The organism is bacterium (assembly GCA_018814885.1).
GTDB lineage: Bacteria > Krumholzibacteriota > Krumholzibacteriia > LZORAL124-64-63 > LZORAL124-64-63 > JAHIYU01.
Genome location: JAHIYU010000142.1, coordinates 1 through 15,854 on the forward strand (window position 1 = coordinate 1; position 15,854 = coordinate 15,854).

13 protein-coding genes and 2 tRNA genes are annotated in these 15,854 nt (G+C 64.9%); 3 read left to right on the forward strand and 12 right to left on the reverse strand.

All coding sequences use genetic code 11. From position 1 onward, the window contains the following. Positions 1 to 238 (reverse strand): hypothetical protein (locus KJ554_10195; GenBank protein MBU0742706.1); only part of this gene is annotated, 238 nt, incomplete at its 3' end. A 253-nt stretch (positions 239 to 491) separates the two neighbouring features. Between KJ554_10195 and KJ554_10200 the strand changes: the two genes are divergently transcribed. Beyond that, the gene (locus tag KJ554_10200; protein MBU0742707.1) at positions 492 to 1,592 is read left to right on the forward strand and encodes a S1 RNA-binding domain-containing protein; all 1,101 of its coding nucleotides are present in this window, start codon (positions 492 to 494) and stop codon (positions 1,590 to 1,592) included. A 24-nt stretch (positions 1,593 to 1,616) separates the two neighbouring features. Here KJ554_10200 and KJ554_10205 read toward each other — a convergent pair whose 3' ends face one another. Together KJ554_10205 and nadA are read right to left on the reverse strand one after the other, a co-directional pair. Then, complete coding sequence (locus KJ554_10205; protein ID MBU0742708.1) at positions 1,617 to 2,780, reverse strand: cysteine desulfurase; 1,164 nt, start codon at positions 2,778 to 2,780, stop codon at positions 1,617 to 1,619. A gap of 9 nt (positions 2,781 to 2,789) precedes the next feature. After that, positions 2,790 to 3,746: a quinolinate synthase NadA gene (nadA, locus tag KJ554_10210; protein MBU0742709.1), complete on the reverse strand. Its 957-nt coding sequence runs from the start codon at positions 3,744 to 3,746 to the stop codon at positions 2,790 to 2,792. A gap of 258 nt (positions 3,747 to 4,004) precedes the next feature. Here nadA and KJ554_10215 point away from each other — a divergent pair, with 258 nt between their 5' ends. Beyond that, on the forward strand, positions 4,005 to 5,171 hold the full coding sequence (locus KJ554_10215; GenBank protein MBU0742710.1) for a hypothetical protein: 1,167 nt from the start codon (positions 4,005 to 4,007) through the stop codon (positions 5,169 to 5,171). An 81-nt stretch (positions 5,172 to 5,252) separates the two neighbouring features. Further along, positions 5,253 to 7,175 carry an oligoendopeptidase F gene (gene pepF, locus KJ554_10220; GenBank protein ID MBU0742711.1) on the forward strand — a complete coding sequence of 641 codons (1,923 nt, stop codon included), beginning with the start codon at positions 5,253 to 5,255 and terminating at the stop codon, positions 7,173 to 7,175. 65 nt (positions 7,176 to 7,240) lie between these two features. Here pepF and KJ554_10225 read toward each other — a convergent pair. The 9 genes from KJ554_10225 to KJ554_10265 form a co-directional block, all read right to left on the reverse strand. Further along, positions 7,241 to 7,316: transfer RNA gene (locus tag KJ554_10225), tRNA-Lys, on the reverse strand. An 85-nt stretch (positions 7,317 to 7,401) separates the two neighbouring features. Then, on the reverse strand, positions 7,402 to 8,697 hold the full coding sequence (locus KJ554_10230; protein ID MBU0742712.1) for an adenylosuccinate synthase: 1,296 nt from the start codon (positions 8,695 to 8,697) through the stop codon (positions 7,402 to 7,404). 101 nt (positions 8,698 to 8,798) lie between these two features. Continuing rightward, positions 8,799 to 9,191, reverse strand: coding sequence for a hypothetical protein (locus KJ554_10235; protein ID MBU0742713.1), 393 nt, complete (start codon positions 9,189 to 9,191; stop codon positions 8,799 to 8,801). 85 nt (positions 9,192 to 9,276) lie between these two features. After that, positions 9,277 to 9,855 carry a ribosome biogenesis GTP-binding protein YihA/YsxC gene (gene yihA / locus KJ554_10240; GenBank protein ID MBU0742714.1) on the reverse strand — a complete coding sequence of 193 codons (579 nt, stop codon included), beginning with the start codon at positions 9,853 to 9,855 and terminating at the stop codon, positions 9,277 to 9,279. 18 nt (positions 9,856 to 9,873) lie between these two features. After that, on the reverse strand, positions 9,874 to 12,285 hold the full coding sequence (lon, locus tag KJ554_10245) for an endopeptidase La (GenBank protein ID MBU0742715.1): 2,412 nt from the start codon (positions 12,283 to 12,285) through the stop codon (positions 9,874 to 9,876). Between the two features lie 101 nt (positions 12,286 to 12,386). Next, on the reverse strand, positions 12,387 to 13,649 hold the full coding sequence (clpX, locus tag KJ554_10250; GenBank protein ID MBU0742716.1) for an ATP-dependent Clp protease ATP-binding subunit ClpX: 1,263 nt from the start codon (positions 13,647 to 13,649) through the stop codon (positions 12,387 to 12,389). Positions 13,650 to 13,676: 27 nt separating this feature from the next. Then, on the reverse strand, positions 13,677 to 14,279 hold the full coding sequence (gene clpP, locus KJ554_10255) for an ATP-dependent Clp endopeptidase proteolytic subunit ClpP (protein MBU0742717.1): 603 nt from the start codon (positions 14,277 to 14,279) through the stop codon (positions 13,677 to 13,679). Positions 14,280 to 14,379: 100 nt separating this feature from the next. Next, the gene (gene tig / locus KJ554_10260; GenBank protein ID MBU0742718.1) at positions 14,380 to 15,687 is read right to left on the reverse strand and encodes a trigger factor; all 1,308 of its coding nucleotides are present in this window, start codon (positions 15,685 to 15,687) and stop codon (positions 14,380 to 14,382) included. 46 nt (positions 15,688 to 15,733) lie between these two features. Next, positions 15,734 to 15,816, reverse strand: a tRNA-Leu gene (locus KJ554_10265). Between the last annotated feature and the right edge of the window lie 38 nt (positions 15,817 to 15,854).

Here is a 15,854-nt window from a genome sequence, read left to right on the forward strand (position 1 = left end):
GGTCATACACAACTCTTGACCATAACTCCGCCAGGGCCAGCGTGTAGTCGATGGCGGAGTCGGTCGACATGCGCTTGATGCGATGGCCGAGCAGCACCCAGACCAGCAACACCCCGATCAGGGCGTTGCAGAGGGCGATCCACAGACCGGAATGGCCGAAACCCCAGCCGATCTTGCCGGCGAAACCGATGAACAGCACAGCCGAAGAATAGGCCGTCGCGCAGGTGAAGGCCGTCATCCAGGGGCCCACGTTCCCGCCGCCCAGGAAGAAGTCGCGACAACGCGGCCGCGCTGGCCGCCCGCACCTTCACAGCGGGTAGGCTCGGCTGCGGAGGCAGATTGTCCAATATTTTCGCGGTGGGAACCCAGGGTGATAAAAGACACGCCGGGGGTCGTTTCTTGATCCACCGCCACGTTGCCTTGTGCTATATTCGCAGCGTTCGCGCGCCGCGCGTCGGCGCCTTGGCACGTATTGAACCGGGACCACGCAGATGACCGACGACGATCTCCGCCACGACGACGGCGAGGAAACCTCCGCAGAATTCGAGAAGCTCCTGTCAGAAGAGGAACCCGCCGCCGCCGAACAGGCGCCCGAACCCCGCGCCGGCGACAAGCTGACGGGTGTCATCGTGCAGATCGGCGAAACCGCATGTTTCGTCGACTACGGCGGCCGCAGCGAACTCCCCATCGCCACTGCCGACTTGCGCGACGACGAGGGGACGATCCGGCACAAGATCGGCGACACGATCACGGCCTACGTCGTCGGCAAGGGAGACGACCTGAGCCTGACCATCAAGCGACGCGCAAAGGGCAAGGACACACGCGTGATCGAGGAGGCCCTGGCCAGCGGCATGCCCTTGACCGGCACCGTCAAGGAGACCAACAAGGGCGGGTTCGTGGTGCTGCTGGGCGAGCACCGCGCCTTCTGCCCCGTCTCCCAGATCGACGACAGTTTCGTCGACAAACCGGCGGCATGGGTCGGCCGCAGCCTGGACTTCCGGGTGATCGAATTCTCCGAGGGCGGACGCCGGCTCGTGGTGTCGCGCCGCGCTCTGCTGCACGAGGAAAAGGAACGCCTGGCGGTCGAGACCCGCAAGACGCTAGCGGTCGGCAACGTCTGCGACGGCAAGGTCATCCGCATCATGCCTTACGGCGCCTTCGTGGACATCGGCGGCGTCGAGGGGCTGGTGCACGTCTCGGAAATGAGCCACCAGCGCATCGCGAATCCCGGCGACATCCTGAGCGAGGGCCAGGAGATCACCGTCAAGATCATGGACATCCAGAATCTCGGGCAGGGTCGCAGCGAACGGGTCAGCCTCTCCCTGCGGGCGCTCGAGAGCGACCCCTGGGACGGTATCGAGGACAAGCTGAAGCCGGGAGAATGGTACGAAGGCGTCATCACCGGACTCGCCGATTTCGGCGCCTTCGTGGAATTGCTGCCCGGAATCCGCGGGCTGATCCACGTCTCCGCGCTCTCCGACGAGCGGGTCTACCATCCCTCGGACGTGGTGAAGGAAGGCCAGCAGGTATCGGTCCGCATCATCGAGATCGACAAGCAGCGCAAGCGCATATCCCTGTCCATCACAGGCTAGCGCCGCCCCCCCGGGGGGGGGATCTCACAAGGCTCCCCCCTCCTCCCTCACCTTCCCGACGGCCGCGATGATCCGGTCCGCCGCGTATGCGACCTCTGCCGCGGTGTTGTTCCTGCCCAGACAGATGCGCAGGCTGGACGCCCTGTCGTCGGCGTCCAGGCCGATCGCCGCCAGCACCCGCGACGGCTTGCCGTCCGCACTCGAACAGGCCGAGCCCGTGGACAAGGCGAGTCCTGGCAACTCCCGCAACAACCGGACCGCCGCGACGCCGGGGAAGGTGAGGTTCAGGCTGCCCGGCAGGCGTCCTGCTGCCGCACCGTTCAGCCGCACGTCGGGCACGGCGTCCGTGATGGCGGCGAACAGGGCTTGCCCCATCCCGCGCAGCCTGGCCGCGTCGTCCTCCCGGCGCTCCCGTGCCAGCCGGCAGGCCTCGCCCAGGCCGGCGATACCGGGTACGTTGAGGGTGCCCGAACGGATGTCCCGCTCCTGGCCGCCGCCCGTGGACACAGCCCGCACCCTCACGCACGGCCCCCTGGCCCTGAGGTAGAGGGCGCCGACGCCTTTCGGCCCGTAGAACTTGTGGCCGGACAGCGAGAGCATGCCGATGTCGTCCCGGACGACGTCGAGCGGCACCTTGCCCACCGCCTGCGCCGCGTCGGTGTGGAAGATCACGCCCCTCTCCCTGCACATCGCGCCGATCTCGGCCCAGGGCTGGAGGGTGCCGAGCTCGTTCTGCGCCGCCACGACACTCACCAGCGCGGTGCCGGGCTTGACGGCGTCCGCGACATCCTCGCTGCTCATCCGGCCGTCCGGGCGGCAGTCCACCGTCACGATCTCCCAGCCCCGCGCAGCCAGTTCGGCCACCGGGCGCGCCACCGATTCGTGCTCCAGGTTGGAGGTGACGAGACGGCCGGGGTGGTCGTGAAGGGCCGCGAGACCCTTCAGGGCCAGGTTGTTGGATTCCGTCGCGCCGGAGGTGAAGACGATCTCGCCGGGCGAGCAGCCCAGCAGCGCCGCGACCTGTTCCCGCGCACGATCGACCAGGGCGGCGGCCGCCCAGCCGAATGCGTGGGCGCTGTGCGGATTGCCGAAATGGTCGGTGAGCGCCCGGTCCATGACCTCGATCACGGCCGGATCCACCGGCGTGGTCGCATGGTGGTCGAGATAGACGGGTGTGCGCACAGTCATGACGATCGCTCAGCTCAGGGCGAGCATGCGCTCGATGGGCCGCAGTGCCCTCAGCCGCAAAGTCTCGTCCAGGACGATCTCGGGGCTGCGGTCGCGCATGCAGAGATAGAGCTTCTCCAGGGTGTTGAGTTTCATGTACGGGCATTCGTTGCAATTGCAGGTCTCATCGGCCCCGGGCACGGTGAAAAACTCCTTGTCGGGGTTCTCCTTGCGCATCTGGTGGATGATGCCCGGCTCGGTCAACACGATGACCTCGCGCGCGCCGGTCTCGCGCGTGAACTTCAGGATGGCGCTGGTGGAGCCGACATGGTCGGCATGCTGGAGCAGGGCTTCCGTGCATTCGGGGTGGGCCGCCACCACAGCTTCGGGATGGGCGACCTTGAGTTCCACGAGCTTGCGCTCGCTGAACTGCTCGTGCACCTCGCAACTGCCCGGCCACAGGACCAGGTCACGTCCCAGCTTGCGGGAGACCCAGGCGCCCAGGTGGCGGTCCGGCGCGAAGACCACGGGCCGGTCGGCGGGGAGGGAGCCGACGATCTTCACCGCGTTGCTCGAAGTGCAGATGATGTCGCTCATGGCCTTGGTTTCCAGGGAGCAATTGATGTAGCTGATGACCGCGTGCCCGGGATACCGCGCCAGGAACGCGGCGAACTCGCCGGCCGGGCAGCCGTCGGCCAGGCTGCAGCCGGCCGCGAGGTCCGGCAGCAGCACCTGCTTGTCCGGGTTGAGGATCTTGGCCGTTTCGGCCATGAAGTGCACGCCGGCGAAAACGATCACCTCGGCGTCGGTCCGGGCGGCCTGCTGGCTCAGCGCGAGACTGTCCCCCACGAAATCCGCCAGATCCTGTATCTCCGATTCCTGGTAGTAGTGGGCCAGGATCACGGCGTTGAGATCGCGTCGCAGATCGTCGATCGCCTCGCACAGATCCAAGCGGGGATCGATGCGCCCAGGGTTTTGCTCGCTCATATCCCGTTTCCCATCCGCCATTTCCGGACCTCGCCATCTTCGAACCGCCACCAGGGAATATTCGTCCAGCAATCGCGAGTCGGCAAGTCCTTATGGACATCTAATCCCCGGATGCTTAATATTCATGAGTTGCCGCGTTCGTTTGCGCTCCGCCGGCCGCGGTGCGCGCCGTGAAACGCATGCAGTCGGGATCCTGGACGCCGGGATCCGGCCCCGATTCGATCCAGCACCCCACCCTACGCGAGGGACCTTGATACGATGAATTACGGTACCAAGAACAATCACAGGTGCGATACCGCCCCCTCCGTCGGGCGGCTATGGCTGCTCCTGGTCGCCACGCTGTTCGCTGTTTCCCTGAGCGGATGCAGCGACGAGAAAGTGGGCGAAGTTCCGCAAACTCCCTTCCCGGAGCCCGATATCATCGACTGGGTCTTCTCCATCTGGGGCAGCGGCCCCGACGACGTGTTCATGGTCGGCAGACCGGGCTTCATCCTTCATTTCGACGGCGGCACCTGGACCAGAACCGACGTCGCCGCGAGCACCCTGACGACCGTCTGGGGCACGGGGCCCAGCGACGTCTATGCCTGCGGCCATGCGGGCGCCCTCTTCCATTTCGACGGCACTGCCTGGTCGCGCATGGACAGCGGCACGGACATGAACCTCTACGACGTCGGCGAGGGACCTTACGGCGAGATCTACACGGTGGGCCACGACGGCGTCCTGAAGAAACTCAGCGGCGGCAGCTGGGTATCGACGCAGCGCCGGGCCTACCGCAGCTATCCCGTCGAGGGAGACCCGCCCGTGGAACAAGCCCCCGAAGATACGCTCGTCTTCCGCGATAGCATCGACTTCCTGACCGCGATCTCCGCCTATGGCATCGCGGGGAATTCCGCCATCGTGCTGATGGAGAACAACCACGAGGGTTTCGACCACGAATGGGAATGGGGACCGGTCGAGGACGATGACTTCAGCCTGATGACGTCCGCTGTCAGCAGCATCACGGTCGATGACAACTACCTGGCCACCGATACGGGCAAGATCCTGCGCCTCACCGCAACCTTCGATGGCTACCAATGGGTGCAGCCGCGCAACCAGCAGGGCACACCAAGATACCCGTCCACCTTCCCCGCCCGGGTGACCGATCTCTGGCTCGACGAAGAGGCGGACCTGCTCTACCTGACGACATGGACCGGTCGGATCGCCACCATGCAGCAGGACGGATCCTCATCCCGGACCATCTACGCTGACTCGGGCTGGCTGTCGGCCATCTGGGGCACTGGCAGCACGAACATCTACGCCGCCGGCTACGGGGGCGTCGTGTTGCATTTTGACGGCAACACCTGGGAACCCGTGGACGTACCTCTCCCCGACACCACCGCCAAAGAGATACCTGTCACCGATAAATTCGGACGGCCGCTACTCTAGGCGACCGCCAGACGATGTAGGCCCGACCCGCCACGCCGGTCGGGCCCGAAAACATGACGACACTTACCAGGAGGTGACCACATGAACCGGTCGGCACGTTTGTCCGGAGCCGTGTTCTGCTTCATGCTGACGACCCTGCTCGTGGCCGTATCAGCGCTGGCCTACGAGCCGAATCCGGCCGACGCCCGGGACCAGGTCCCCGACGCCTACAAGTGGCGTTATGACCACGTCTTCCCGTCCGTCGAGGCCTGGGAAGCCGAACTGGACGCCATGGAGGCGCTGGTCCCCCAACTCGCCGAATACGAGGGCCGCCTGGGCGAATCCGCCGACATCCTACACGAGTCCATAACCCTGTTCGAGGAGGCCATCCTGCGCCTCTACAAGCTCTACGCCTACACGCAGCTGCGCCTCGATCCAGAACTCTCCGACGCCGAGAACCAGATGATGCAGGGCAAGGTGGGCTTCCTCTTCCAGAACTTCGGCAGCACCACGTCCTACATGGAGCCGGAGCTGCTGGACATGCCCAAGGAGAAGATCGACGGCTTTCTGGCCTCGCGCGACGATCTGAAGATCTACCAGTACTACTTCGACGACATGTTCCGCATGAAGGCGCACAGCCTGAGCAAGGCCGAGGAGCGCATCCTTTCCATGGCAGGCCAGGTCCGCGGCGCCGCCGCGGCCGTCTCCTCCAAGCTGCGCGACATCGACATGGCCTTCCCGGAAATCGTCACCGAGGACGGCGACATGGAACCCCTGACCCTCGCCGGTTTCGGCAAGGCCCGCTCCAGCCAGACCTATCCGGTGCGCAAGCAGGCCGCCAGGGCCTTCTTCAAGACCTTCCGCCAGTTCGAGAACACCCTGGCCGCCACCCTCGACGGCGTGGTCAAGTCTCACCTGCTGACCAAGGAACTGCGCGGCTACGATAGCTGCCTCGAGGCTTCGCTCAAGGGCGACAACATCAGCACCACCACCTACCGGATGCTGATCGACACCATCAACGCCAACCTCGGACGCACGCTGCACAAGTACGTGGACCTGCGCCGCAAGGTCATGGGTATCGACGGCCCGCTGGAGTTCGCCAACCTCTACAACCCGATGCTCGAGGGCGTCGAGGTCGAATACACCTACGAGCAGTGCGTGGCGCTCCTGCTGGAGGGCCTCAAGCCCCTGGGCAAGACGTACCTGAAGGACCTGGCCGTAGGCCTCGATCCCGCCAACGGCTGGATCGACGTCTACCCCAACGAGAACAAGCGCACCGGCGCCTACAGCAGCGGCATCGTGGCCAAGAAAGTGCATCCCTACGTGCTGCACAACTACGACAACACCCTGGACGCGGTCTTCACCACCGCCCACGAGTTCGGCCACGCGCTGCACACCTTCTACTCCACGGCGACGCAGCCCTTCGTGTACTCGGACTACACGACGTTCCTGGCCGAGGTCGCCTCGACCTGCAACGAGGAGATCCTGCTGAGCTACTTGCTCGCTAAGGAGAAGGATCCCGCGAAGAAGCTGATGCTGCTGAACAAGCGCCTGGAGAACATCCGCCTGACCATATTCCGGCAGACGCTCTTCGCCGAGTTCGAGCTGCGCTTCCACGAATACGCGGAGGAGGACAACACCCTGACAGCCGACTTCCTCAACGACCTCTACAAGGACCTGATCACCAAGTACTACGGGCCCAACTTCGCCATGGGCGAGAACGACGAGGTGGAATGGGCGTTCATCCCCCACTTCAACTACAACTTCTACGTCTTCACCTACGCGACGGGCCTGACCAGCGGCATCTCCCTGGCCCGCAACATCATGGACCAGGGCCAGAAGGCTGCCGACCGCTACATCGACGAGATGCTCAAGGGCGGCTCCTCCGCGCCTCCGCTGGAGCTGCTCAAGCGCGCCGGCGTCGACCTCGAAAAGCCCGACCCGATCCTGACCATGCTGGACCTGTTCGAGCAGACTGTCGACGAGTTCGAAGCGCTGTGGACGAAGACGTACGGGGACAGTTAGACCGATCGACCGGATCGTAGACACCAGAGGGGCTCCGCAACCGCGGAGCCCCTCCGGTATATGTATGGTGAGCCGCCGGGGACTCGAACCCCGTACCATCTGCTTAAAAGGCAGATGCTCTACCTGATGAGCTAGCGGCTCGGTTTGGCAGGATGCGAGACGCGAAATCGTCCGACCCGGAGGCCGGACGATCTCAAGATACCACCTGTCCCCGAAGGTGTCAAAATCACGTGGAGACGCCCTCGGGCGTCCAGATCATCTCCTCGCGATGGCAGCCCACGGAAACGCCGACGATGTGCGTGCCCAGCTCCTGCTCCAGGAACTCCAGGTACTGACGCGCCCGGGCGGGCAGGTCCTTCAGGGCCCGGCAGCCTGTCGTGGGTTTCTGCCAGCCGGGGAACTCGCGGTAGATGGGCGCACAGCGCGCCAGCGCGCCGGCGCGGCTGGGAAAGGACGACTGCTGTTCGCCGGCGAGCTCGTAGGCGGTCGCGACCTTGATCGCGGGCAGGCTGTCCAGAACATCGAGCTTGGTGATCACCACGCCCGTCATGCCGTTCAGATCCACAGCATAGCATCCGGCCACGAGATCGAACCACCCGCACCGTCGCGCCCTGCCGGTGGTGGCGCCGAACTCGCCGCCGAGGCGGCGCAGGTCGTCCCCTTCCTCGGCCAGCAGTTCGCTGGGGAAGGGACCGTTGCCCACGCGCGTGCAGTAGGCCTTGAAGATGCCGATGATCTCGCCCAGGCACCGCGGCGGCAGCCCGGTACCGGTGACGGCGCCGCCCACCGAGGCGTTGCTGGAGGTCACATAGGGATAGGAGCCATGGTCGATGTCCAGCAGTGTGCCCTGCGCCCCCTCGAAGAGGGCCTTCTCGGTGCCGCGCCTGACGCCGGCCAGGGCCTCGTGGCCGTCCACGACCATCGGACCGATGGTCTTGGCCAGGACCACCAGCTCCTGCGCTATGCTCGAAGCGGGCAGGGGTTCGGCCTCGTACAGGGCCGAGAGAGATTCGTTGGCCTCGAGCACCTTCTCGATGACCGTGCGCTCAAGGTTCTCGTTGGGCTGCAGCAGATCGCCAGCGCGCAGTCCCCTGCGCGCTACCTTGTCGATGTAGGCGGGGCCGATGCCACGGCCGGTCGTACCGATGCTCCTGCGCTTCAGCCGGCTCTCCGCGTACTCGTCGAACCGCTTGTGGTAGGGCAGCAGCAGTTGTGCCGCGGACGAGACGAAGAGCCGTCCGCGGATCTTGATGCCGAGCTCCTCGAGGGCGAGGACCTCGTCCCGCAGGGCCCAGGGATCGATGACCATGCCATTGCCCAGATAACCCTTCACGCCCTCGCTGAGCAGGCCCGAAGGGACCAGATGCAGGACGATCTTCTGCGTGCCGCGCATGATTGTGTGACCGGCGTTGGCGCCGCCCTGGTAACGGACGACCCAGTCGATCCCCTCGCTGAGCGCGTCGACGATCTTGCCCTTGCCCTCGTCGCCCCACTGCCCGCCGATGATCACGCGATTGTCCACGTTCGACTCTCCCGTCCACACGCCCGGCGTGGTGTTCGCACAAAAAAAACGAGCCTCGTCTCAGAGACCGTCTGGATGATCGATTCGCCTGGTTGTCGGTCTCAGCGGTTGTTGAACATCGCCTTCAACTCACCCCAGGTTGCCTCTTCGAAGACGCTGGCCGACGAGCAGTCTCCTGCGAGGCCGGGGTTGCTGGACTCATGATCCACGCCGTTGTCCGGATGACCGTTGCCGTCCACGTCGCCGATCTCGGCGCCGTTGGTGCAGCCGTCACCGTCGGAATCGAGGCCGGCAAGATAACTGGACCAGGTGCGGCCGCTATCGTCGAAAGCGAGGCCGAAGGCATTCAGAGCGGGGGCGCTCGCGGTCGGTGCCGCGTCCGGCTCGTGACAGTTGTCGCAGGAGAAGGGCACATGCAAGGGCAAGCGCTGCTGCCACTCTTCCGTCGCCGACGCGGACGCGACAAAGAAAAGCAACAGTGCCAAGACGCTCATTGGTCCTGCCGTTTGCCGTATACTCATATTCCTCCCGTCTCCCATATGATAGCACCCGGAACGGGCCTATGTCAACGCCCATGAATCATGTTGCCAGCACCGCCGCGATCCAGGCCTTCAGGTCCCCCGCCCCCTCCCGCGTGACGGCCGAAGTGGGGAAAAAAGGCGTTTCGGGCGTCAGACCCAATGTATCCACGATCTCCTGGTAGTGGGCCCCCCTCTTGTTCCGGCCGACCTTGTCCACCTTCGTAACGGCAACGGCGAAAGGGAGTTTCGCCTTGTGCAACCAACCCGTCATGAGACGGTCCTCCGCCGAGGGCCTGTGCCGCGCGTCCAGCAGCTGTATAACCGCCAGGGGCCGGTCGCCGGCGAACAGATACGCCTTCATCAGACGCGTCCACGCCGCACGAAGGGTCTTGCTGACCTTCGCGAAGCCGTAGCCCGGCAGGTCCACCAGGTAATAGGTGTTATCGACCAGAAAATAGTTCAATAAACGAGTTTTTCCCGGTTTTCCGCTGATTTTCGCCATGCCGCGGCGATCCAGGAATAAGTTGATCAGCGACGATTTCCCGCAATTGCTGCGCCCTACGAACGCGAATTCGGGCAGGACACGCGGGGGCCGCGAAGCCAGATCGGGAGCACTGAGTACGAATTCCACGTCCATGGGCGCTCATCCTGCCGGTCAATGCGTCGCCCGCGGCGACGAATCTTCTCCCGCGGAGCTGCGTGGCGCGGGACGGTCCTGGCGGCGTTCGTCGCTGACAAGGGCTATCTCGAGCACCTCGTCCATGCTGTCGACCAGGTGCATATCCAGGTTGCGGCGGATGGCCGACGGCAGTTCCCGATAATCCTTCTCGTTGTCGCGGGGAATGATCAGGCTCCGGCAGCCGGCGCGCATGGCTGCGACCGCCTTTTCGGGCAGCCCGCCGATGGCCAGCACCTTGCCGCGCAGGGTGACTTCGCCGGTCATGGCGACATCCGGGCGCACCGGTATCTCGCCGAGCAGCGAAACGATGGCCGTGGCCATGGTGATGCCGGCGCTGGGGCCGTCCTTGGGCACCGCACCCTCGGGTACGTGGATGTGCAGATCGTTGTGCTGCATGAAATCCTCGGGCAACCTGGCGCAGCGGGTGCGCGCGAAGCTCAGGGCGGTCTCCGCGGATTCCTTCATCACGTCCTTGAGGTTGCCGGTCAGCTTCAGCTTGCCCGTGCCCGGCATGCGCGTGGCCTCGATCTGGAGGATCTCGCCGCCGACCGACGTCCAGGCGAGGCCTGTCACGACGCCGATCTCGGCCGGTCCGTCGATCTGCTGCCGACGGTACTTGGGGATGCCCAGGTACCTCTGGACGTTGCGCGGGGTGACCCGTCCCGGAAACTTGCCGTGCTCCGACCTGTACATGGCCACCTTGCGGCAGATCGAGGCGATCTCGCGTTCGAGCTGGCGCACGCCGGCCTCGCGGGTATAACCGTCGATCATCAGAGAGAGGGCCTTGTCGGTGAATCCCGCCAGCCAGCCGGTCACGCCGTTGCGCTCGATCTGGCGCGGGACCAGGAAACCGCGGCCGATTGCGAGCTTCTCGTGGTCCAGATAGCCCGGCAGCCGGATGATCTCCATGCGGTCCTCCAGGGCCGGCGGAATCGAGTGCAGGGAGTTGGCGGTGGTGATGAACATCACCTCGCTGAGATCGAAATCGACCTCCAGGTAGTGATCGCTGAAATGGGTGTTCTGCTCCGGATCGAGAACCTCCAGCAGAGCCGAGGAGGGATCGCCCCGGAAGTCGGCGCCCATCTTGTCGATCTCGTCGAGGAGGAAGACGGGGTTCTTGGTGCCCGCCTTGCGCAGGGATTCGATGATGCGCCCGGGCTTGCTGCCGATGTAGGTGCGCCGGTGGCCGCGGATCTCGGCCTCGTCGCGGATGCCGCCCAGGGAGATACGCACGAACGAGCGGTTCATGGCTCCGGCGATGCTGCGACCCAGGCTGGTCTTGCCCACGCCCGGGGGACCCACCAGGCAGAGGATCGATCCCTGCATGCGCTTGGTCATCTTGAGCACGGCGAGATACTCCAGGATCCTCTCCTTGACCTTGTCCAGCCCGAAGTGGTCCTCGTCGAGCTGCTGGCGAACCTTCCTGGTGTTCAGCCGATCGCGGGAACGCTTCGACCACGGCAGGGAGAGCAGCGTGTCCAGGTAGTTGCGCACCACGGTCGCCTCGGGCGACATGGCTGGCATCTTGGCCAGCCGGTTGCTCTCGCGTTCGGCCGCTTCGGCGGCTTCCGGCGGGAGATCGCTCCCGGCTACGCGCTCCTGGTATTCCTCGATCTCGCTGTCCTCGTCGGCGGTGTAGCCGAGTTCCTTGCGGATGGCGCGCAGCTGCTCGTTCAGGTAGAAGTCGCGTTGGTTCTTCTGGACCTGGCTCTGGACCTCGGTGTCGATGCGCTGCTCGATCTCGAGGATCTCCAGCTCGTCGGCGAGAATCAGGTTGATGCGGCGCATGCGCTCGATCAGCCGCGGTTCCTCCAGCAGCTCCTGCTTTTGCGGGACCTTGCCCACGATGTAGGCGCTGATCGAGTCGGTCATCCGCTCGATCTCATCCATGTTCAGCACCGACAGCAGCACCTCGTCGGGCAGGCGCTTGTTGAGACGTACGTACTCTTTGAACCGCTCCTTGATCGAGCGGCTCAGCGCCTCGACCTCGGGGCCCTCGTCCGAGGTCTCCGGCAGGGGGGTGACGAGCACCTCGCCGTAGTCTTCCGCCTCGATGAATTCGGTGACAGTGACGCGGGACACGCCTTCGACGAGGATCTTGAGAGTGTCGTCGGGCGTGCGGATGATCTGGAGGATCTTGATCACGGTGCCCACGCTGTAGAGCTCCGCCGGCCCCGGCTCCTCGACCTCGGCCTCGTGTTGCGCGACGACGCAGATGTACTTGTCCCTGTCCATGGCGGCCTCGAGGGCCGATACGGAACGCGAACGGCCCACCAGCAAGGGTGTCACCATGTAGGGGAAGACCACCACGTCCCGGAGCGGGAGCAGTGGCAGCTGGGTAGGGAACGCGTGACCGGTGCCGCCGGCCGCTTTGTGGCTTTTGCTCATCGTTCTCCTCGGGGCCGGCCCCGCGTGGTCTCGCCCCCGGTCAAGACGCGGGCGGGGCTCGCCGCGACGAATCCCCGCCCGTAGCGTTCGGTCGACCGCCTTCAGGCGCCCTTGACGTCCACGTCCTCCTCGGCGTGGACGATCTGGGCAGCGGCCCGGCCCTGGACGACGTCGCCGGTGATGATCACCTGGCGCACGTTCTCCATCGACGGCACGTGGAACATGACGTCCCTCATGACCGCCTCGAGGATGGAGCGCAGGCCGCGGGCGCCGGTCTTGCGCATGATGGCCCTGTCGGCCACGGCCTCGATGGCGTCGGGCGTGAAGGTCAGTCCTACGTTCTCCATGTCCAGCAGCTTCTGGTATTGCTTGGTCAGGGCGTTGCGCGGCTCCTGCAGGATCCGGATCATGGCGTCGCGATCGAGCTCCTGCAGCGAGGCGGTCACGGGCATGCGGCCCACCAGTTCTGGGATGAGACCGTACTTGACCAGGTCCTCGGGTTCGGTGAGCGCCAGCACCTCGTCGTCGGTCACGGCCAGGCCCTTGTTCTCCTCGCGCTCGAAGCCGAGCACGTTCTGCCCGATGCGCCGCTTCACGATATCCGCCAGACCCTGGAAAGCGCCGCCGCAGATGAACAGGATGTTGCGGGTGTTGATCTCGATGTACTTCTGCTGGGGATGCTTCCGTCCCCCCTGCGGCGGTACGTTGGCGACGGTTCCCTCGAGGATCTTCAGCAGCGCCTGTTGCACGCCTTCGCCCGAGACGTCGCGGGTGATCGACGGATTGCTGCTCTTGCGCGTGATCTTGTCGATCTCGTCGATGTAGATGATGCCCTGCTCGGCCGCCTGGGCATTGTAGTCCGACGCCTGCAGCAGGCGCACGAGGATGTTCTCGACGTCCTCGCCCACGTAACCGGCCTCGGTCAGGGTGGTGGCATCGGCGATGGCGAACGGGACGTTCAGGAAGCGGGCCAGCGTCTGCGCCAGCAGCGTCTTGCCCGTGCCCGTACTGCCGACCAGCAGGATGTTGCTCTTCTCGACCTCGACGTCGTCCCCGATGCGTCGCTGGTTGATACGCTTGTAGTGGTTGTAGACCGCGACCGCGAGACTGATCTTGGCATCGTCCTGCTGGATCACGTACTCGTCGAGATGTGCCTTGATCTCGTGCGGCTTGCCGAACGTCTGCATGGACTCCGGCGCTTCGTCCAGCAGTTCTCCCTCGAGGATGTCGTTGCAGAGCTTGATGCACTCGCTGCAGATGTACACGTTCGACGGCCCGGCCACGAGCTTCGCCACTTCGTCCTGGCCGCGGGCGCAGAACGAGCACTTGATCATCTGCGGTGATCCGGTCTGTCGGCGCTTCATCCTCTTCCTCCGTGCGCTGCGATCCGGCTATTGGCCGCCGGTGTCTATCTCGGACCGCTTCTCGATGACCTTGTCGACGATGCCGTACTCGAGGGCGTCGACGGCGGACATGAAGAAATCGCGGTCGCTGTCCTTCCCGATCTTCTTGACGGTCTGCCCGGTGTGCTTCGCCATGAGATCGTAGAGCTTGTCGCGCAGGTACAGGATCTCCTTGGTGTAGATCTCTATCATGCTGGCCTGGCCCTGGCTGCCGCCCAGCGGCTGGTGGATCATCATCCGGGAGTTCACCAGCGCGGATCGCTTGCCCTTCGCACCGGCCAGAAGCAGCACGGCGCCCATGCTCGCGGCCTGTCCCATGCAGATGGTCGCCACGTCATTGGAAATGTACTGCATCGTGTCGTAGATCGCCAAGCCCGCGGAGATGCTGCCGCCGGGGCTGTTGATGTACAGGTAGATGTCCCGGTCGGGATCCTCCGCCTGCAGGAACAGCAGCTGGGCGATGACCAGGTTCGACACCGTGTCGTCGATGGCGGTACCCAGGAAGATGATCCGGTCCTTGAGCAGCCGCGAGAAAATGTCGTATGCGCGTTCGCCGTGGCTGGTCTGGTCCACGACGTAGGGGATCAGCATGCGAGACTCCTTCCGGGTCTGGTTCCTCCGTGGCGGACGCCGTACGGTGCTACACCGACGGTGGCGACACGTTCCTTGCGGGCCGGGCGGCGGTCAGGGGCTACTCGAACTTGGCCCGCGACCGCAGGAAAGCGAACGTCAGCTCGTCGCCGAGATCGTGCCTGATACGCTCGTCGTCGCCGTTGGACTCGACGTAATCCCGGTAGCCCTCTACCGGGAAGCCGCTGCGCTCGGCGATCTCGTCGATACGCGCCGCCAGCTGCTCCGCGGTGACCACGATGTCCTCCTGCTTGCGGATCGCTTCCAGGATGACCATCGCCTTGATCGAGCGCTCGGCCCGGGGACGACCCGTCTCCCTGTAGGCGGCGATCTGCTCGTCGGTCGGCGTCTTGCCCAGGTAGGCGCTGCGCTGCTTCATCTCCTCGACGCTGGACTCCAGATAGCGGCTGATCAGCGAAGGCGGCAGCTCGAACGGATTCCGCTCGACGAGCAGGTCGACGATCTGCTCTCGTATCTCGTGATCGACCTTCTTCTGTTCCTCGGCCAGCAGTTCATCGCGAATGTTCGCCCTCAACTCCAGCAGGGTCTGTCCTTCCTTGAGCGACGAGGCGAAGGCATCGTCGAATTCCGGCACCTGCTTGGCTGATACGCCCTTCACGACGATCCTGTAGGTGACCGTCAGCCCGCGCAACTCCTCGCTCGAGTAATCGGCGGGGTAGGTCACGGTGACCTGGCGCTCGTCGCCCACCTGCGTGCCGGTCATGGCCTCGTCGAAAGCCTCGAAATTGCCCTCGGCGCCGATCACGAAGGCGTAGTCCTTGGCGATCTTCTCCTCCAGCGCCCGGCCCTCGTCATCCAGGGGCGTGATGTCCACTATCAACCGGTCGCCAGACGCGGCGGCGCTCTCGGTGAGGTCCCAGGCGGCGCGGCTGTCCCGCAGGCGCTCCAGGGTCTCGTCCACGGCACCGTCCGGCAGGGCCACCTCCCGCTGTCGCAGGGGCAGATCGTCGTAGTCCCGCACCACGATCTCGGGGCGCACTTCAACGGCCAGACTGATCTTGACGGGCTCGCCTTCCTCCATGTGCAGGTCATCCATGACGGGGTCGGAGACCGGCATGAACCGGTGTTCCACCAGAGCGGCCTGGTAGGCGCGCGGGACCACCTTCTCGAGGGTGTCCATGCGGACTTCGCCGCCGAGATCCTGCTCGACCATGGTCAGCGGCACCTTGCCCTTGCGAAAACCGGGCCGGGTGTGCCCCTTGCGGGCCTGGCGCAGGTTCTTGCCGTATTCGCCTTCGAAGTAATCGCGGTCGATCTCGACCTGCAGGACACGCTTCCACGTCTCGGGTTCCGAGAGCGTCAGCTTGAAGGGCCCAGCGGGGGCTCCGGCTTCGGATTCGGTGGTCATCGTCACTCAACCTCGACTTGGTTGCTGCGCGGCGGCGCGCAGGGAATGGTGCGAGAGGGGGGACTCGAACCCCCACGGTTTCCCACAGGAACCTAAATCCTGCGCGTCTGCCAGTTCCGCCACTCTCGCGTCACGGCAGGGCGATCGGACCGAACGACCCACAGACA